This is a genomic window from Eggerthella sinensis (assembly GCF_003339815.1).
Lineage (GTDB): Bacteria > Actinomycetota > Coriobacteriia > Coriobacteriales > Eggerthellaceae > Eggerthella > Eggerthella sinensis.
Map to the genome: position 1 here is coordinate 65,849 of NZ_PPTT01000004.1, position 18,458 is coordinate 84,306.

At 59.7% G+C, this 18,458-nt stretch carries 15 protein-coding genes; 6 read left to right on the top strand and 9 right to left on the bottom strand.

Features of this window, described 5'->3' with window-relative positions:
* Positions 1-171: 171 nt before the first annotated feature.
* The 7 genes from C1876_RS03120 to C1876_RS03150 are packed head-to-tail and all read right to left on the bottom strand — an operon-like array spanning position 172 to position 7,476.
* The gene (locus C1876_RS03120; protein ID WP_158544583.1) at positions 172-1,086 is read right to left on the bottom strand and encodes a 4Fe-4S binding protein; all 915 of its coding nucleotides are present in this window, start codon (positions 1,084-1,086) and stop codon (positions 172-174) included.
* A complete protein-coding gene (locus C1876_RS03125) occupies positions 1,083-1,787 on the bottom strand; it encodes a 4Fe-4S dicluster domain-containing protein (protein WP_114545268.1) in 705 nt (234 codons plus the stop codon). Before C1876_RS03125 ends, C1876_RS03120 begins: the two co-directional genes overlap by 4 nt.
* Before the next feature lie 27 nt (positions 1,788-1,814).
* Positions 1,815-2,495: a TorD/DmsD family molecular chaperone gene (locus C1876_RS03130; protein ID WP_158544585.1), complete on the bottom strand. Its 681-nt coding sequence runs from the start codon at positions 2,493-2,495 to the stop codon at positions 1,815-1,817.
* A 54-nt stretch (positions 2,496-2,549) separates the two neighbouring features.
* The gene (locus C1876_RS03135) at positions 2,550-3,458 is read right to left on the bottom strand and encodes a DmsC/YnfH family molybdoenzyme membrane anchor subunit (RefSeq protein ID WP_114545270.1); all 909 of its coding nucleotides are present in this window, start codon (positions 3,456-3,458) and stop codon (positions 2,550-2,552) included.
* A gap of 1 nt (position 3,459) precedes the next feature.
* Entirely contained in the window at positions 3,460-4,044 is a 585-nt protein-coding gene (locus C1876_RS03140; protein ID WP_114545271.1) for a 4Fe-4S dicluster domain-containing protein, read from the bottom strand.
* Positions 4,045-6,813 (bottom strand): molybdopterin-containing oxidoreductase family protein, encoded by a 2,769-nt coding sequence (locus tag C1876_RS03145; protein WP_114545272.1) that lies wholly within the window; start codon positions 6,811-6,813, stop codon positions 4,045-4,047. It lies immediately after the preceding gene.
* A 48-nt stretch (positions 6,814-6,861) separates the two neighbouring features.
* Positions 6,862-7,476, bottom strand: coding sequence for a hypothetical protein (locus C1876_RS03150; RefSeq protein WP_114545273.1), 615 nt, complete (start codon positions 7,474-7,476; stop codon positions 6,862-6,864).
* Between the two features lie 318 nt (positions 7,477-7,794).
* Between C1876_RS03150 and C1876_RS03155 the strand changes: the two genes are divergently transcribed.
* The 6 genes from C1876_RS03155 (at position 7,795) to C1876_RS03180 (ending at position 16,047) form a co-directional block, all read left to right on the top strand.
* Positions 7,795-9,231 (top strand): helix-turn-helix domain-containing protein, encoded by a 1,437-nt coding sequence (locus C1876_RS03155; RefSeq protein ID WP_114545274.1) that lies wholly within the window; start codon positions 7,795-7,797, stop codon positions 9,229-9,231.
* A gap of 339 nt (positions 9,232-9,570) precedes the next feature.
* Positions 9,571-12,351, top strand: coding sequence for a molybdopterin-dependent oxidoreductase (locus tag C1876_RS03160; protein WP_158544587.1), 2,781 nt, complete (start codon positions 9,571-9,573; stop codon positions 12,349-12,351).
* 6 nt (positions 12,352-12,357) lie between these two features.
* The gene (locus tag C1876_RS03165) at positions 12,358-12,939 is read left to right on the top strand and encodes a 4Fe-4S dicluster domain-containing protein (RefSeq protein WP_338082055.1); all 582 of its coding nucleotides are present in this window, start codon (positions 12,358-12,360) and stop codon (positions 12,937-12,939) included.
* Positions 12,936-13,592 carry a TorD/DmsD family molecular chaperone gene (locus C1876_RS03170; protein WP_114545276.1) on the top strand — a complete coding sequence of 219 codons (657 nt, stop codon included), beginning with the start codon at positions 12,936-12,938 and terminating at the stop codon, positions 13,590-13,592. The genes C1876_RS03165 and C1876_RS03170 overlap by 4 nt, the downstream gene beginning before the upstream one ends.
* Before the next feature lie 73 nt (positions 13,593-13,665).
* A complete protein-coding gene (locus C1876_RS03175; protein WP_158544588.1) occupies positions 13,666-15,357 on the top strand; it encodes an ATP-binding protein in 1,692 nt (563 codons plus the stop codon).
* Positions 15,358-15,360: 3 nt separating this feature from the next.
* Positions 15,361-16,047, top strand: a complete 687-nt coding sequence (locus C1876_RS03180; protein ID WP_114545278.1) for a response regulator transcription factor — start codon at positions 15,361-15,363, stop codon at positions 16,045-16,047.
* Positions 16,048-16,074: 27 nt separating this feature from the next.
* Here C1876_RS03180 and C1876_RS03185 read toward each other — a convergent pair whose 3' ends face one another.
* Positions 16,075-17,289, bottom strand: a complete 1,215-nt coding sequence (locus tag C1876_RS03185; protein ID WP_114545279.1) for an MFS transporter — start codon at positions 17,287-17,289, stop codon at positions 16,075-16,077.
* A gap of 40 nt (positions 17,290-17,329) precedes the next feature.
* A complete protein-coding gene (locus C1876_RS03190) occupies positions 17,330-18,097 on the bottom strand; it encodes an aldo/keto reductase (RefSeq protein WP_211309492.1) in 768 nt (255 codons plus the stop codon).
* Positions 18,098-18,458 lie beyond the last annotated feature (361 nt).

Sequence of the window (18,458 nt, forward strand, 5' to 3'; positions counted from 1 at the left end):
ACCCCCAGTTTCACGCTGCGCGCCCGCGAACCTGCGATACTCTAGGAGTTCGATGGGAGTTGCGCACGAGCGCGACGGCGCGGAAGCGCGTCAGGGCGGTATGCTCGCTTTTCCTGGAGAAGAGACGCCGTAACGCTTCGCCAAAAGGGCCCCGTCCGCGCCGTCATCCGCTTATTCGCTATCATTTTGTCTGGCCCCGCCTTTCGCCCTCCAGGGAAACGTGATGGCGTCGGCAGGGCAATGGGCGGCGCATTCCTTGCATTTCGTGCAATCGTGCAGCATGCCCGTTCCCGTGTCGCGTACCAGGTCGATGTCGGAGTTGCACGCCGTATGGCAGGCGTCGCACGCGGCGCCCGTCGCCGTCGTCAAACATTTTCCCCGGTCGACCGTCGGCACGAGCGTGCGGTTGAAGCGCGCGAAAAGGCCGAGGAACGCCCCCACGGGACAGAGCGTGGCGCACCACCTGCGCAAGATCACCAGCTCGAGAACGATGAGCGCCGGGAACACGATGAGGTCGGCAACCAGCTCGTTGAACACCACCAGCCTGACCAAGGCGAACAGGGTGGCGAACACCAGCCCGATGGGGCATACGAGGCAAAACACCGGAAACCCGAAGACGAGCGTGGTGACCAAGGTGATGCCGAGCACGCCGAGCGCCGACGTCTCGTTCCTGCCGAGACCCGGCCACTCGTGCTTCGCTAAGCGGCCTTTCTTGCGGGCGGCGGCGAACGCGTCGCGCTCGTGCTTGTTGGTGACCAGCTTGCGGGTGAGTGGCACCGGGCATATCCACGAGCAGAACGCGCGCCCCAGGAACACGGTGGCGATGACGGCGACGACGATGGCCGCAAGGGGCAGCGGCAGCAAGACGTTGCCCGCGATCATGGTCTCCAAGGCTCCGACGGGGCACACTGCGGCGATATCGCCGACACCGAAGGCCGAAAGGGATCCCAGGCCCGTGTTCAACGTCACGCCGACCAGGTAGACGGCCAGAACGCCGAGGACGGTCGCCGTGCGCATCAAGCGCACGCGCCTGCGACGGGGCCGCGGCGTTGCGCGGGGCTTCTCCACCCGTTCCTCGGTTTTCATCGGGACGCCCCCTTCTCGCTCTTCGACTCGGGCTCCACCGAGATGGCGCGCGCGGTGCCCCCAATGTAGCTTCGCAGCGAGAGCACGGGGCATACGTACTCGCACACGCCGCAACCGTTGCACAGCGCCTCGTTGATCACCGGCAGGCCGCTGGCATTCAAAACGATCGCCTCGTAAGGGCATTCCTCGTAGCAGAGGTTGCAGCTGTCGGACGTCCATGCGAGGCAGGTCTCTCGATCGAGCCTGGCCTTGCCAACGCAGCAGGCGGTTGTATCGCCCGCTTGGGCCGCCTCCACGTCGAAGGGGCGTAGCGCGCCGGTGGCGCACGCATCCACGCAGTCGCCGCAGAAGTCGCAGAATCCCAGGTTGTAGCGCATGACCGGCGTGCGGGCCTCAAGCAGGCCGTCCGCGAGCGTGGCGATGCCGATGGCCTTGGCGTGGCACGTGCTCACGCACCGGCCGCAATGGTTGCATCCGGCGAGAAGCGCTTGCTCGTCCTGACCGCCGGGAGGGCGAAGCAGCGCGCCCTGAGCCGTGAGCGTGCCGAAGCCGCCCAAGGCGAACAGCGTCGCCGATACGCCGGCCACGCCGAGAAACGACCGACGCGTGATCCGGGCGGGCGAAGCTTCGCCCGCCGTCGAATCCTCGGCTGTGAAGTTCTGATCGGGGACTTCCCCGAGGTATTCTTTCTCCCGCTCCATAGGACGCACCTCCTTGGCTCGAACCTTTCAGCAGCCGTCCGGTCGGCTCTCGACCGCCATACGATCGACCATCGCGGCGTCCATGTTGATGAAGCCTGCCGTCATGGCGGCGACGGCCTGGTAGAACTCGGTGTTCGCATAGCGGACGACGTCCTCGCAGAATCGCGGCACCCAATTCAGCAGATGATCCTTCAGAAACGCGCGCTGCTCTTCGATGCTCGCCTTCAGCCCTTCCAGGTCTCCCGACTGCGCGGCTTCCAGGCCCTCGCGGCACAGCCGGACTGCGAACTCGAGCTCGAAGGCGAGGTGGTCCTCCGGCTCGACGACGCCCTCGACGCAGAGGCCCTTCGCGCGATAGAGGCGCACGACCTCGTCACGCGCCTCCTGCATCATCAGGCCTTCGGGGCTCGTATACACGCTCTCGTAGGGAAACGCCGCGCCGCCTTGGGAAATGCCCGCTGACAGGAACACCTTGGCGTAATCGACGGCAAGGTCCCTGCGCATCGTGAAGGACGAGCGGCTCAGGTAAGCCTGCAGCTTCGCCGTACCGGCCACGTATCCCGCTTCGCCTTCGTCCGCTTTGAAGTCGATTCGCTTCATAGCTTCGAGCATGTTTTCGTCGACCTCGCTGCGATAGATCCGCGCGAAAAAGCCGTACAGGGCCATGCGGTTCTCCGCTATCTCGAGGTATTCGGCACAGATATCCATGATCATTCCAATCCGACGTGCGGGAAGGCCCACCGGGACCTTCCCGCATCGCAGCTAAAGGGTGAATCCGAAGTTGATGATGCTGCTGCCCAGCGTGAACATGATGACGCGGAACGCGATCACGGCGATCACGCTGCACGCCACGGCGGCTGCGAGCAGGTAGCCCATGCTCGATCGACCGACCGCTTCGCCCGAGGCCGAGGCGACGGAGCTCTTGCGGTTCTGCATGAGCGCGGCGATGAGCGGCGCTATCACGCCGAGGGCGACCACGGCCACCCAGAACAGCACGGCCGTATCGCCTGCGAGCATGCGGGTCGCCGAACGCGTCTCATCCTGGAAGGGGGCGGCCGCCACCGTCATCACGTAGACGAGGATGGTGGCGGCATGGATCGCGATAAGAAGGACGGTCGACGCGCTCATGCGTTTGGCGATTCGCAACTCGACGGCGGCATCCTTTGCCTTCCCGCTCGTAAGCGCATTGATGGCAAGTGCCGTCACGCCGCCCATAGACAAGGCCGTCGCGACCGAGAGGAGGGGGAGAGCGTAAACGTTCCAGGCGGGACGAGCCGCCATCAGGTAGCTGGACCCCACCGAGAAGGCGGCTACCAGCGCAGGAACGACGCCGACGATGGCAAGCACGCGCAGGACACCGTTCGAGGCCTTGCGGGCGGCGGCGACCAGATATACGATCACGATCATCACAAGCAACGCCGAGGATAGACCCTCCACGAAGATGCCGGACCCCGGGTTCGACAGCACGCCGAAGATGCGGTCGAGATGCCCTAGATGGGTCATGGACGCGATGGCGCCGATGACCACCGCAACGGCCGACAGGACGAATGCGGGGCCCACGACGCGCTCAGGGGCCTTGAACAGCTCGCGGAACAGCACCGTGGCCAGATACGTGCCGGCGCCCCAGCAGATGAACGCCGCGAAGAAAACGAGGGACCATTGGACTTCCATGCTAGATCAGCTCCTTCCACGTAGCGGTCTTCGAGTGCAGGATGTACTTGACCGAAGGGTTGTTCCCGACGTCGGGCATCGAGTGGACGGCATCGGCGCCGGCCTCTGCCAGAGCCTTCGAGACGTCGCTCGCAGGATCCTCTGCATCGCCGAAGATGCGCGCTTCTGCCGTACAGCATTTGACGCAGGCGGGTTTTTCACCCACGGCCTGCAGGTGAACACACAGCGTGCACTTCTCCACGACCTTCTGCTTCTTGTTGAAGGTGCGCGCGCCGTAGGGGCAGGCCATCGCGCAGTACTGGCAGCCGATGCACTTCTCGCGGTCGATGAGGACGATGCCGTCTTCGTCGCGCTGATACGTCGCACCTGTCGGGCATACGCTCACGCACGTAGGACTGCTGCAGTGCTGGCACATGGTGGGCAGGAAGTACATCTCCACATGGGGGAAGTCGCCGTAGGGGCCCATGGTTTGCACTTTATTCCAATAGGAACCCAGATTTACATCGTTCTCCTGCTTGCAGGCGATTTCGCATGCATAACAGCCGATGCACCGGTCCAAATCGACGACCATGGTCATCTTGGTCATTTAGTATACCCCCTTGAACTGGTCCTTATCGTCGGTCACTTCCACTTTATTGAAGTCGGGCAGCCATGCCTCGAACTGCTCGGGTTCCGTCCAGATGCCTTCCGGTGCGCTTTCGGCGGGAGTGACTCTTACTTGGAACCCGCGGTAGGTCACCGACCCGATGAAGTCTGCGAAGGGGCCTTGGTCGTTCGTCAGCATGTTGATGTTCATCTCGGTGAAGCCCTTCGTGGACGTTTCCACGGTTTCGGGGAACCAGAAGCGCTCCATCCACGTGACGCCGGGAGCGATGCGCTTGGTTACGTTGGCGCGAGCTTGCGTCTTTCCTCGCGGACTTTCCAGCCATACCCAGCCCTTGTGTTCGATTCCGTACTTTTCGGCATCCACGGGGTTGATCCACACTTCGGGCACGGGGAACCGCTCACGGATCCAGGGAACGTTGCGCAGGGTGCCATGGGTATACATGCTCACATGGCCGCCGGTGATGACAAGCGGGTATTGCGCGGCCAGCTCATCGTCGAGAGGGCTTTCGTTCGGTTCGCGATAGTAGGGGAGCGGGTCGTACTCGAAGCTGGCCGGTTCAAGCTCGTATAACGACCAGGGTGCTCCGGTGCGGCCCAAAGTGATGATCTGCTCTCCGTAGCATTCCAGCTTTTTAGACGGAGTGTTGAAGCCTTGGGGCTTGCCCGTCTCCTCGTCGATGCGTTCGTACACGTAGAACTGCTGGTATTCCTCGTCGGAGCACGTTTCGTAGTAACCGTGTTCCTGAACGTAGTCGCAGAGTTCTTCCCAGCTCATCGCATCGGGGTCTTGGGATTTGAAGTTTGCCGTGAGCATGTCCTCCATCGTTGGCTCCCAGGGAATCTCCGTGCCTTCCCACAGCTCGACGGCAAAGCCTTCCGGCAGGTTCTCGGGTGTCGGCTTGCATTTTTCGGGGTCGAACGAATCGATGAACCTCTGGTGGCCTTTGTCCGCCATCTTCTTTGCCAGCATCGAGAAAAACATCGGGTCCTCTACGGATTCCCACAGATGCGTGGTAGGTTGGCGTACGTAAAACCTGTTCTCGGCCCCGAATCCCCAGTGGTTCTCCAGCCATTCGGTTGTCGGCAGTAGATAATCGCAGTACATGGAGAACGATGTGGGATACATGATGTGATGCACATTCAGATCCATAGATTCGAAGGCCTCGCCCCATTTCGCCGCGTTGGGCATGTTCATCATCTTGTTCAGCGAACGCTCGATGATGGCGCGCACGCGATAGGGTTCGCCGCTGTTGATGGCATCGAGCATGAGCGAGTTATGGGTCCACTCGCGACGGCACGAAGCTTTGTATTCGATGCAGCCGAACCGTTTTTTGTACTGTTCTTCGGTCATGAAGTGTTCTAACGTGCCAGGTTCGGGCCAGTAGGGCCCGTCGGAAGAGAACATCTGCATCATGGTGCCCGGCTTGGAGTAGTTGCCCATCATGGCTTCCAGGATGAATTGGCAAATTCCTACTTGAGGAGAATTGACCGCATGGTCGCCCGTCATGCCCATGGACATGAACCCGGGTGTGTTCTCGGCGTACAGGCGGATGGCCTCCTCGATCATGTCCGCTTCGAGCCAGCAAATCTCGGCCGTCTTTTCCAGCGTCCATTCGCTGCAGCGTTCGTGGATGAGCTGAAAAGCGGGTGTACACCGAATACCGTTCACTGTGTAGGGACCGCCCTCGAGAGCTGGCTCAAGTGCATCGTCGTAGGGATAGGACATGCTCTGGGCAGAGTCGGTCTTGGTATCCCATACCAGGTAGGCAAGATCCTCGGCTTCCATGCCGACTTCTTCGGGCTTGAGGGTAAAGCCGGTTTCCAGATTGACCAGATAGGGCATGTTCGTCCATTTCATTACGGAGTCCCTGTTGTAGAGCTCGTTGTCCATGATGTAGTTGATCCAGCACATCAGCAAGGCAACGTCGGATCCTGGTCTCACCGGTAGCCAAACGTCTGCTTTGGAGGCATCGGCCGTCATGCGCGGATCGACTACGACGGTCTTCGCTCCCATTGCGCGAATCTGGGCTGCCGGACGACCGCCGCTCGCCACGCAGGAGCTGGCGGGGTTCGATCCCCAAAGTACCATGCACTTGGTTTGATCGCCCTGGATAAACTCCGCATTGAGCCCCTCGTAACTCACGAAGTCGTTGTTGTTCTTGCCCCACATAAGCTGCGACATCGTTTGACGCGGCTGCAGGCACTGCAAGCCGCCCGGCTCGAACTTATGGCAGCCCATGACGTGACACCAGCGGCTCGCGTACCCGTCATAGTACGTGGAGCCGCCCCCGCCATAGCCAACTTGAATGGCCTCGGCGCCATACTTCTCCTCAATCTCCAAAAGCTGGTCAGCGATTTCATCGAGGGCTTGCTCCCAGCTGATGCGCTCCCACTGGTTGGATCCACGCTCGCCTACGCGCTTCAGGGGGTATTTGATGCGGTTGGGGTTGTAGAGCGCCTGGATGAACGACAGGCCTTTGGCGCAAATCGCGCCCTTCGAGTACACGTGATCGGGGTCGCCCTCCAGCTTCACCACACGGCCGTTCTTCACGTGAGCGAGCACGCCGCAGCGACCCACGCAGCCGGCGCAGCAGGTTTTCACGATCCTGGTCTCCGATTCTTCAGCCGCCAGCGCCTCCTGCGGTTTGGAAGTGAAGCTCACGAGCCCCGTCCCCCCGGTTGCGGCCACCAAACCCGCAATGGCCGTCGCGCTTACGAACGACCTGCGGGTGATTCGAGCATTATCCATCGATCCTCCTCTTTCCGTTGATCTCGATTGCTTGCAGAGCCGGCTCGATCAGGCTAGCTGTGAAAGCCCTTGCCGGGTGGTCGTCCAGCCTCGATCCCACACGAGTCCACCGGCTTTCTCGAGTTTGTCGAGAAAGCAGCTCACCTGCCGCTGCCTCAGATCGAGAAGCCCTTCCTCTACGAGTTTCTTTTCTAAGGCGCGCGTGGACTGCGGAGTGCGGCATAATTCGAGCACGCGCGTGTACGTGGATCCGAAAGCATCGGCTGCTTCCAGAAGGCGTGCGACTTCGTCGGCCGCCTCGTGTTCGGTCCAAACCCGTCTACCCGCTTCGGTGGCGACCAGCATGAAGCTACGGGGCTCGTGGTTGGTCGTATCGGGCTTGTCGGCTGTCTCTGCCTCGATGCTGACGGATTCGGTGGCTGCGAGCTGCCGCATATCGGACTTTTCATCGTCTTTGGGTATCGTTTTCAGCGCTTCGACATCCACGAGCCACGAAACGAGTATGTCCGGTTCGTGGAGTGCTGCTCGCATTTCGGGGTAGGCGCAGATTTTTGCTTCAAGATCCTCGAAAGCAATGGGTTCGAGGCAGTCTCCGAGAATGCGGTACAGCGCCTTCTCGTAGCGAGGCTCGACGGAAATGCGCCGCTTGATGTTCTCCTCCATAGTATTCACCTCCTCGTCGAGGGCAACGATAGGAAGAAAACGGGCAGTGAGCACTACCGCACGCCGCTTAAATCGAAGGGTATGTTTTCTAACCGCTTCTAACCGCTTGTCTAACCGACTTCTGGTTTGCTCTAGTTACCTGCATAGTTCCGTTCGAATTTGCATTTGGAAAATACACTCGAACTTAAATATGCCCCGAAAGGTCATTTGATGTTCCATCCCGACGGCCTATATAATTACGCTCAGTGAGTTGAACGGCTGAGGAGAGGCGCAGGGCGCGTTTCGCGAAGACTCACCGGGGGGGGGAGATCGAGGCTTATGGAGGCCGAAATTCGCACGGGAGCTGCGATGCGTGATACGGGCGTTTCGTTTGGGACGTGCCGTACGATCGCATTGCTCGTGGTGGCCTATGCGTTGTTTCATGGTTGGGCTGACATCTTCTTTATCGGAGAGCTCATCGATCTTCCCGACATGACGTACAGCTCCCATCAGATTTTCATCCTGTTTCGCACGCTCGGGTTCTTTGTCTGCTTCGCACTGTCGGATCGTCTGACGACCATCGCTAACAGGCTCGTGCCCTACCTGGTCTGTGCGGCCCTCATGGTGATGGCGGCGGTTCTCATGCTCGCTTCGGCCTACATTCCCGAAGCGGCGTTCTTCTTGCGATTTGGTGGTGCGAGCCTCGGAGGGATGGGCATAGGCGTGGTTTCGATGCTCTGGTTCGAATCGATCACGCTACTCAAACCTCTCACGGCTCTCATCTGCTATCTTCTCTCGGCGCTTGTAGCGCCCTCGCTCATCTCCCCGCTCTACGCAGCAGGTTTCGAGGCTTTGGCGGTGTATGGTCTTACGGTATCCGTGCTTGCGCCCTTTGCCATCAAGCTGGGCGTGCGATTCGTTGATGCCCGTCGCGTCGATTCAAAATCCCGGGTGAACGGACCTTTGCTTGCCCGAATGATCGCACTGCTCTCCCTGTTCGGCTTTGCGCTCGCGTTCCGTGAGCCCATGATGGGCAACCAGATGTTCTCATCAGGTTCGTACACCGCGGTCGGGTCTCTTGCCATGGCGTTGATTGTTCTCGTCGGAATGGCCATAGGAGGATCCCGTTTTCGCGTCTCGTTTGTTTGCCGCATCCTGCTTCCTCTGACTGCTGTGGCGTTCTTGCTGCTGCCCACCCGTTTCCCGTTGATGGGATTGGTGTCCGACACCTGCGGATCTGCTTGCGACGAGCTTGTTAAAATCCTGTGCATCATCGTCCTCACCCACCAATGCTGGCGCAATGATGCTTCGGCTCTGCGACTATTCGGATTGGCGTACGGCGTCCATGGAGCCTTGGTGTTCCTTGGAGGGCAAACCTCTCTCGCCTTAATGGCTCAAGGGTTGTCGGAAACTGACATTTCCGCCTGGTTCAATATCATTGCGGCTCTAGCGATCGCTGCAACTATCTTTATTCTTCCTGACGATCGAGATCTCGCGCCCATTTCCTTGTACAGCGAGGAGCCGGCCTTGTCGGCGGAGGGACAGGATGCGCTTGACGAGGCGCGCGCCGCGCGCGCCCTTGGGCTGCGCTTCGGCCTCACGGCGCGGGAGGTCGAAATTCTAGAACTGATACTGCGAGGAAGGGGAATCGACGACATTGCCGCCGAATTGGTGATCGCCCGTGAGACGGTAAGAACGCATCGTCGCAACATCTTTCTCAAATGCGAAGTGCACAGCGAAGAAGAACTGAAACGAGAAGCGGAGAACTGCTTTTGATGGGATTGCTTGGTGAGCAATAGAGCTTGAGTGCAGCATGTTTTAAGGAATGCGTCGTGATGCTACGGTGCCGCGCGTGAATCTAGCCAGACTCGAAGGCTTGTTCGGTGGAAAATCGTTATGCGATCAGGCGACCCAGTATAGGCCGGGGTCTCTTCCTTTGCGGTTTTGTCGTCGAGGGGCGATACCGCCTCCTGTCCAATCTCCCCTATCCAAATATTTCAAAATGTTCATAAATTTGAAAGGCTAGATGAATTGAATGACCTCAGGCGGCTGTGCGATTCTTTTGATATGCTCATTGAGCTGATCGAGATGTCGATACAGGCGGAGGAGAAGAGTATGGGAGAGGTTGCTCGCAGCGCAAGCGCAAGAGGGATAAGCCGAAGGGGGTTTGTTGGGGCCAGCGCCGCAGCTGCTTTGCTGCTCGCATCCGGTTGCGCACCCGAGAACAAGCTCAAGAAGACGGAGGAAACCGAAGAACAGAGGTTTCGACTCGACGCCGAGCTCGACGAGGCCGTAAGCGGAGAGTGGAAAGCCGTTCCGTGTTGGCATAGCTGCGGAGGTAAATGCCTGCTCAAGGCGTATGTGGTAGACGGCGTTGTCACGCGTGTGAAAACCGACGACGTATACGACGACAGTTTGGAGACTTTTCAAAACCGGGCTTGTCCTCGCGGGCGATCCCAGCGCATGACAATCTTCGGCGCAGATCGTCTCAAATACCCCATGAAGCGCAAAAACTGGCAGCCCGGAGGCGGGGAAAACGTCAACGGCGAATTGCGCGGAGTCGACGAGTGGGAGCGCATCAGCTGGGATGAGGCGATCGAACTCACGGCGAAGGAGATGCGTCGTATCTACGATACTCACGGCGGGCGATCGGTGCTGTTTGCCAACTACGGTCGCACCCAGGCGCATTCGAAGCTTCTCGCGGCCATGGGCGGCTACACTAACTTTACGTTTACCGATTCGTATGGCAGCAATTTTCTGTACACCGGCGAGATGGGTGGCAATTTCGGCCATAGCGAGGCGGCGTATTCGACCAACGATCGATTGGATCTGCTGAACGCCGAAGTCATTTCCTTCCAAGGTGGAAACCCCGGCTGGGCTTCGGGAGGAACGCCGTTGTACAACTTCTATCGGGCGAAGCAGAGCGGTGCCGAATTCATTTACATCGGACCCGAGTACAACGTCACGGCGAGCACGCTCGAGGCGAAGTGGATTCCCATTCGTCCCGCAACCGACACAGCGTTTCTGCTGGGCGTTGCTCACGAGATGCTGCGCTTGGACCAGGAGCAGGGCGACGTTGTCGATTGGGATTTCATTGGCAAGTACACGGTAGGATTCACGATGGACAGCCTGCCCGAAGACGCTTCCGTCGAAGAATGCTTCTACGGCTATGTGATGGGCGAATACGACGGCACGCCGAAAACCGCAGAATGGGCGAGCGAGATATGCGGCGCGCCCGCTGAGGATATCGCGTGGTATGCGGAAAAGATCGGCAAGACGCATGCTGCAACTATGATCTTCTCGTACGCCCCTTCGCGCTGCAATGGTGCCGAGAGCTTTCCTCAGATGATGATGACGATCGGGTCGATGGGCGGCCATATGGGCAAGCCCGGCCACGCTTGCGGCCCGCAATACCATTTCTGGGCATCAAACGACGGTCCCGCCTTGATCACGCCTGGTTCCATGCGCGATATGGACCTCCCGAAGGTTTTGGAAAGCATCGGTGGGTTCGATACGAGCGGAGAAGCCGGAGCTTCGTATCTGGGCGGATCGGCCATCCCCAACCGCGTTGACGATGTAATCCTCACGTCCTTCATGTGGTCGGCCGTGGTCGACGGGAAGTACACGTACTTCGGCAATGTCGTCGATAGGTCGAAGGGCTTGTCGTTGATCGAGGAACCCGAAGAGCGCGAGATCGACATCCGCATGATCTGGTCCGACATGTGCAATTTCATCACGACGCGCCAGAACACCAATCTCGGTATCGAAGCGTACCGTAAAGTTGATTTTGCCGTATCCACATCTTACGTGTTCACGCCCGCCGCTCAATTCTCCGACATCGTGTTTCCGTGCACCACTCCGTGGGAGGGGCCCGGCTACGATGAGAAGTACCCTATGCTTTTCAGTCAGCAGAATCGCGAGTCTTTCATTATTCCCCATTGGGCGGTGGCTCCCCTCTATGAGGCGAAGAGCGAGCGTGATATCCAGTACCTCCTGCTCGAAGCGCTTGGGTTCGAAGCGGATCTGTTCTATCCTGCAAGCGAAGAGCAGCGCCACTTCGACCGAATCGTCAACACCACGGTGCTCGACGAGGACGGAAAAACCTGGGTTCCCTTGGTCACCATCACTCAGGAAGACCTTGATGAAGTAGGCCTGGAGGGTAAGGTTCAAGAAGGGAAAATCGGATACAAAGAGCTCATGGAAGCCGGCGTCTACCATGTTCCGCGAAAAGAGGGGGACAACTACGGTTTCATCGCCTTCAAGGATTTTGTCGACGACCCCGAAGCCAATCCTCGTCCGTACACCAAGAGCGGCAAGATCGAACTGTATTGTCAGGAGAAGCTCAACATCCTCAATCGTTTGGGCTTTTCCAAGGAACCGCAAAAGCCCTACGTCGATTATCACAAGCCGAAATACGGCTACGAGGAAACCTTTGAAGATTGGGACAACAAGGTAAAGGGCGCGTATCCGTTGCAAGTGTTCAACGGCCACTATCTGAGGCGTTCGCATACCTCCTTCGACGCCGTCGGCTGCATGCGCGAGGCGTATAAGAACCCCGTGTTCATGAATGCGGACGATGCGGCGGAGCGTGGGCTTCAGGATGGAGACTGGGTGCGCATCTTCAACCAGAACGGCGAAGTGTTGCGTCAGGTCTCGGCTCTTGAGACGATGATGCCGGGCGTCGTCAATCTTCCGCACGGATCGTGGCCGGAAATCGATCCCGATCTAGGAATCAGCGTGAACGGAGGCACGAACTTCCTAACTGACTCGACGGTCGGAGACTCTTGCGTGCAGGGGTACAACACCGTGCTCGTGGAGATAGAGAAATACGAGAAGCAGGATATTCTGCCGGATGAAGCAAGGCCTGTGGTCGTGCCGAAGGGCATAGAGGAATAGGGGTGCATGGAGATGACGCTGGGTTTCTATTACAACCAAAGCGCGTGCAGCGGATGCCGCGCTTGCCAGATCGCCTGCAAGGACCGAAACGATCTTCCCGTCGGCGCGCTCTACCGACATGTGAGCACGTTTCAGACGGGAACGTTTCCCGATGCGACGCTGTACCACTACGCCGCAACCTGCAACCATTGCGAGTCGCCCGCTTGCGTGGCGAACTGCCCCGTAAGCGCCATGCAGAAGGCCGATGACGGCACCGTCCAGCATGACGACGTGCTGTGCATCGGGTGCGGCACGTGCGTGAAATCGTGCCCCTACGGAGTGCCGGTGCTTTTCGAGGAGAAGAACATCGCCGGCAAGTGCGATTCGTGCAAGCCGTTTCGCGATGCTGGGAAGAATCCGGTATGCGTGGACGCGTGCAACATGCGATGCCTCGATTTCGGGGATATCGACGAATTGAAAGAGAAGTACGGAGCCGATCTGGTAAGCGAGCTTCCGATCCTCCCCTCGGCTGAAGAGACGGGTCCTTCAACGCTGATCAACCCGAAGGCGGCCGCTCTCAGTGAAGACTTCAAGGAAGCGATTCTATGACGGTCGAGATGGCGAGCGAAGAGCTCGAGACGGCGCTGTCGGCTCGCAGGTATATGTACGCAGCGCTTCAAAGCCTGTTCGGGAACGAACCGAGCAGCGAACGGCTCCAAGCCATCAGCCTCCCGCTTTTGCGGGAGGCTTCGGCCGTGCTCGGGATTGGCGGCGCCGATGAGCTGTCCGAGGCTATAGAGATCGCATCGACCGACCTAGAAAAGCTCAAAGGCGAGTATACACGCCTGTTCATAGGTCCGAACGAGCTTCCCGCACCGCTATGGGAGTCGGTGTACGTCACAAAGGAGCGCATCCTGTTTCACCGCCGCACGCTCGAAGTTCGCAATTTCTACCGGTCGGAGGGGCTTATTCCTCAGATGTATCCGAGTGTTGCCGATGATCACATTGCGCTTGAGCTCGACTTCCTTCGGTCGCTCGCTGATCGCATCGTCGATGCATGCATGTTGGGCAATCGGGTAGAATATGGCAAAGCGTTGGATGCTAGCAGGCGGTTTCTCGAATTCCATCTCGGCACGTGGGTCGATGCGTTCTCTGAAGGTTTGGCCAGGATCGGGCAGGGGGATCTGTATCCCGCAGCGGGCCGATTGCTCGCGGCGTTCGTCCACGCTGATGAAAAGGTTCTCAAAGGTCTGCTCGGGTAGCGATTTGGTCCGGACGGCTTGATTCAGGCTGGCTGCAGGAAGGCGAATGCGGTTTGCGGGGGGGGGGTGCGCGGTGTTCAAGCAGGTACCGCTCAAGATCAAATTTTCGGTGTTGTTCATAACCGTGATGGCTATTCTTATGGCGGCAAACATCGTCTGGCGGAGCTATACGCTTGAGCGGCAGGTGGAGCACGAGATGCTTGAAACCACCCAAGTGCTTGCCCAGGAGATGGATGCTATCTGGGATTTTATGGAGAGCAATGAGAATCAGTTCGTAGAAAACGACGATGGGACCCGCAACTTGTACTGCGTGGTAGCCGCAAAGGCGGTCAGCCATCTGTTCACCGTGAACAACGAACGCGATTTTGCCATTCACTATACCAACTTGAGCACACGCAAACCTGCCGATGCTCCCGACGGATTCGAGGCGAAGGCCCTTGAGACGCTCAAGGCAGATCCGGAATTGGATCACTACTATTCGCTCGAAACAGAAGAGGACGGTACGAAGGTCTTTCGCTATATCGAACCGCTCTACATCACGGAGTCATGCCTTGAATGTCATGGAGACCCTGCGGGGGAGCTCGACATCATGGGCTATGAAAAGGAGGGGATGAAGGAGGGCGACATGGCGGGCGCGGCGAGCATCCTCATGCCTGCCGACACCTACATGGACAACGTTCGCGAGAGCCTTATCCAAGAAACCATCGTGTTCGTCCTGTTCGTTTTCGTGGGGCTGGGCATCACGTTCTTCAGCATTTCGAAGCTCGTCACTTCGCCTCTAAAGAAGCTCGAAGATGCTGCACAGCAGATCGAAGAGCATGATTTCGATGTCAGCCTCACGAAAATAGGCGACCGCGACGAAATAGAGCATCTGTCGGCCCACTTCCATTCCATGGCCGAGCAACTCAAGCGCCTGTACAGCGACCTTGAGGGCGAGGTTCAAGACCGAACAACGCAACTTGCCGAGTCGAATCGGGTTCTCGAGCGACAAAGGGAAGAACTTGCGGCCATGAACGAGAAGCTCGAGCAGGAAAACCGCTATCAAAGCGATTTTCTGGCCATCATGAGCCACGAGATACGCACGCCGCTTACGTCCATCCTTGCGTTTGCCGACATCTGGTCGCGCACCAACGATCCGCGCAACCCGGAAGAAGAAAGCATCATGAAGGAGATGCGCGTCAACAGCCAGATCCTGCTTGCGATGGTTAACAACATCCTTGAAATGGCTCGCGTCGAAGCGGGACGCTCGGAGCTTGCGCTGGAGCCCTCAGAAATCCCCGATCTGCTTACCGAGATCAAGGGAACCATGCGATTCCTCGCTGACAAGAAGCAGGTGAAAATCACATCGCGCATCGATCGCGATATGCCGGTCGTGATGATCGATTCCGAGAAAGTCCGTCGCATTCTTGAGAACCTTGTATCGAACGCGATCAAGTTCGTCGACGAACAGGGCTCGGTAGACATCGATGCACGCTACCTGTGGGATACCGAGGAGCTCGTCCTCACGGTAAGCGATGACGGCTGCGGTATAAAGCCCGAAGACGTCCCTTACATATTCGAACGTTTCGTGCAGGGTAAAGACGGATCGAAGCACAAGCATGGGGGAAGTGGCTTGGGCCTGACAGTGGTTCGAGAGCTCGCCGAACTGCATGGGGGAAGCGTGGAGCTGACGCAACCCCGTGAAACAGAAGACGGAGATGCAAGGGGATGCGCATTCGTCGTGCGTTTGAAAGCCGAACCGGGGCAATCGGGAGATTTGGAGTAAGCCATGTTGATTATGCTAGCCGATGACGACGAAGGTATGCAGACGCTCGTGGGGCATATCGTACGCGAAGAGGGATACGATTTCATTTGCGTGTCGGACGGTGCGGAAGCGCTCGCAACGTACGAGCGAGAGCGGCCCGACCTGCTCATTCTTGACGTCATGATGCCAGGGATAAACGGCTTCGAGGTCACGGCGACGCTACGGGCAAAAAACGCAGCGACTCCTATCCTGCTGCTTACTGCGAAAGGCGACATCGTTGACAAGAACATCGGATTCAAAGCGGGTGCCGATGACTATTTGGTCAAGCCGTTTATACCGGAAGAGCTGCAACTGCGCATCGAAGCGCTTTTGCGCCGATCCCAGAAAGGAAGGAAGAGCGGCTATTCTCCCGATGTGCTCACGTTCGACGGACTGGTGATCGATTCGAAGAAACGCAGGGTCACGGCGCAGGGTAGGGCAGTCGAGCTGACCCCGAAAGAATTCCACCTTCTCTATATGCTTGCGTGCAATCCCGGCGTAGTGTTCACGCGGGAGAACCTCATCGAGGATATTTGGGGGCCGGAATATTCGGGAGAAAGCGCGAGCATCACCGTGCTCGTCCACCGCTTGCGCGAAAAGATCGAACCCGACCCGCACGAGCCTCGTTACGTGCAGACCGTATGGCATGTGGGCTACCGCTTCGGCGACTAGCGAATAGGGCGTCGCAAGCATTCCGTGTTACGCGTCGTTGGCTATGGACGCGGCGGCGCGCTTTCTTCCGGTCGCCAGCATGAGCGTGAGCGCCAGCCCGGCCGCGGCCAGCGCCAGCAGCGCGCCGACGGGCCCCGTGGCCAACAGCCCGCCTGCATTGACCACGAAGCCCCCGGCGAGGGATCCCAGCGCGATGCCGGCGTTGAACGACATGGGATGCAGCGAGGCCGAGAACGTGACGGCGCTCGGGTAGTCGGCGCGCGCGACGTCCTGGAACAGCATCTGCACGGTGGAGTTCATGACGTACATGAGCAGCGCGACGACGAGGATGTTCGCGATGCCCGCTATGCCGAGCGGCAACGTGAACGCCAGCAGCGCGAGCGCGGCGGCGTGTGCGGCGAACGTGCAGGGCAGCGCGCGCAGGCCGAAGCGTCCGGCAATCCAGCCGGACAGCAGGTTGGAGCCCACGCACGCGGCACCCGCCAGCAGCAGGACGCCGCTCACGGCGGCCCCGTCCAGCCCTATGACGCTTTCGAGCGCGGGCGTGAGGTAGGTGTAGAACACGTAGGTGGCCGCTGCGCCGAGGAGGATCATGCCTGTGTTGAGCAGCACGCGCCCGTCGCGCAGCAAGCGCAGCTGCGAGCGTACGGTGGCGGGCTCGCCGGTTGCCGCCGAGGTGCGCGGCAGGGCGGGCAGCAAAGCGGCGCTCACCGCGATGCCCAGCGCGAACACGCAGACGTAGGCTGCCTTCCAGCCGAGCGCATCGGCCAGCAGCGTGCCCGCGGGCACGCCCACCACGCTCGACACCGAGAACCCGGCCAGCACGAGGCCGATGACGCGCGCCGCCTTCCGCTCGCCCACGATGTCGGGCACGTAGGTCATGGCGATGGCCAGCAGCGTGCCCGACGTGACGGCCGGCAGCAGGCGCGAGACCAGCAGCGAGGCGTAGCCGCCGGAGACCAAGGTGAGCAGGTTGCCCGCGTTGAACACGACGAGCAGCGCCGCCGTCAGCTTGAAGCGGTTCGCGCGGGCCGTGGCCAGCGCGACGAGGGGCGTTGCCACAGCGCAGGCCAGCGCGTAGTACCCCACGAGGTCGCCGACGAGGGTGAGGGGCGCGCCCAGCCCTTCGGCCACGTCCGGCGTGATGCCGATGAGCACGAACTCGGCGAATCCGAGCGCGAATGCGAGGGCGACGAGCAGCCCGGTCACGAGCGTCGTGCGTGGGGATTTGCTTACTTTCATGCGATAACTTCCTTTTTGTGACGATCGCCTTCGAGCCTTCTTAGTACCAGTCGTGCTTCTCGCGCCGCTCAAGCGCGGCGATGCGGGACATCTCTTCGTCGGTCAGCTCGAGGTCGAAGATCCCCATGTTCTCGGTCATGTGGTCGGGGTTGCTCGATCCCGGGATGACGATGACGCCATTCTGATGGTTCCAGCGCAGGATCACCTGGGCTATGGTCGCTCCGTGCGCTTCGGCGATGGCCGCTAGGACGGGGTCGCCCAGAAGCTCGTCCTGATGCCCGCGGCCTCCGAGCGGGTACCATGCCTGCACGTCAATCCCCAGGGACTGGATGTGGCGGGTGGCGTCCCGATCCTGGTAGTAGGGGTGGATCTCGTTTTGCACCAGAACGGGCTTGACGTTCACCTCGGGCAGGAAGGCCGCGATCTCCTCGATGTAGTAGCACGAGACGCCCACGGATCCGATGTTCCCGGCCTCGACGTGCTTCTCCATGGCCCGGTAGGCCGCGGCGTCGCCGTCCCCGGGATGGTGGAGCAGCATGAGGTCGATGGCGCCGACGTCCAGCTTCCCGAGCGCCTCTTCGATGGCGGCCTCGGCGTTCGAGAACTGCGAGGGGTAGAGCTTCGTGGTCACCACGATGTCCTCGCGAGCGCAGATGCCGTCCGCGACGGCCCGGCGGACGGCTTGCCCCACCTCCGCCTCGTTATGATACGCGTAGGCTGTGTCGATCAACCGGTAGCCGCGCTGCAGGGCGGCGTAGACCGATTCCGTACAGACGTCACCGGTCAGGGAGTACGTCCCCAATCCCAAAGCGGGTATTTCCCTTCCGTCGTTGAGCATGATGCGGGGCGCCCTTTCTTCCGCTGGGGTTGTTTCCTGGATCTCGGGCCGCGCTTCGCCGCCACCGGCGGTGCGGCCGGGCGCATCGGTCGAGGGTGTCGAGGCGCTCTCAAGGGCGGGTTGCGAACATCCGACCAAAGCGCCTCCCGCGGCAAGCGCGAGGCCCGCGCAGAACGTTCTTCTCGTTAAAGCCCTGTTCATGGCCTGCTCCTTTACTGCGTGAGGTTTTCCTTGAAGAACGACTCCATCGCGTCCACGACCTCGTCCTTTATCTTGTCCGTTTCCGTGTCCATTTTCAGGGAGGCGGTGTCATTCCGCTAATTGCATTATC

What these genes read in the sequence shown, in the direction of transcription:
- C1876_RS03120 (WP_158544583.1), bottom strand. Translation starts at nt 1,086, where the DNA reads ATGAAAACCGAGGAACGGGTGGAGAAGCCCCGCGCAACGCCGCGGCCC.
- C1876_RS03125 (WP_114545268.1), bottom strand. Translation starts at nt 1,787, where the DNA reads ATGGAGCGGGAGAAAGAATACCTCGGGGAAGTCCCCGATCAGAACTTC.
- C1876_RS03130 (WP_158544585.1), bottom strand. Translation starts at nt 2,495, where the DNA reads ATGGATATCTGTGCCGAATACCTCGAGATAGCGGAGAACCGCATGGCC.
- C1876_RS03135 (WP_114545270.1), bottom strand. Translation starts at nt 3,458, where the DNA reads ATGGAAGTCCAATGGTCCCTCGTTTTCTTCGCGGCGTTCATCTGCTGG.
- C1876_RS03140 (WP_114545271.1), bottom strand. Translation starts at nt 4,044, where the DNA reads ATGACCAAGATGACCATGGTCGTCGATTTGGACCGGTGCATCGGCTGT.
- C1876_RS03145 (WP_114545272.1), bottom strand. Translation starts at nt 6,813, where the DNA reads ATGGATAATGCTCGAATCACCCGCAGGTCGTTCGTAAGCGCGACGGCC.
- C1876_RS03150 (WP_114545273.1), bottom strand. Translation starts at nt 7,476, where the DNA reads ATGGAGGAGAACATCAAGCGGCGCATTTCCGTCGAGCCTCGCTACGAG.
- C1876_RS03155 (WP_114545274.1), top strand. Translation starts at nt 7,795, where the DNA reads ATGGAGGCCGAAATTCGCACGGGAGCTGCGATGCGTGATACGGGCGTT.
- C1876_RS03160 (WP_158544587.1), top strand. Translation starts at nt 9,571, where the DNA reads ATGGGAGAGGTTGCTCGCAGCGCAAGCGCAAGAGGGATAAGCCGAAGG.
- C1876_RS03165 (WP_338082055.1), top strand. Translation starts at nt 12,358, where the DNA reads ATGGAGATGACGCTGGGTTTCTATTACAACCAAAGCGCGTGCAGCGGA.
- C1876_RS03170 (WP_114545276.1), top strand. Translation starts at nt 12,936, where the DNA reads ATGACGGTCGAGATGGCGAGCGAAGAGCTCGAGACGGCGCTGTCGGCT.
- C1876_RS03180 (WP_114545278.1), top strand. Translation starts at nt 15,361, where the DNA reads ATGTTGATTATGCTAGCCGATGACGACGAAGGTATGCAGACGCTCGTG.
- C1876_RS03185 (WP_114545279.1), bottom strand. Translation starts at nt 17,289, where the DNA reads ATGAAAGTAAGCAAATCCCCACGCACGACGCTCGTGACCGGGCTGCTC.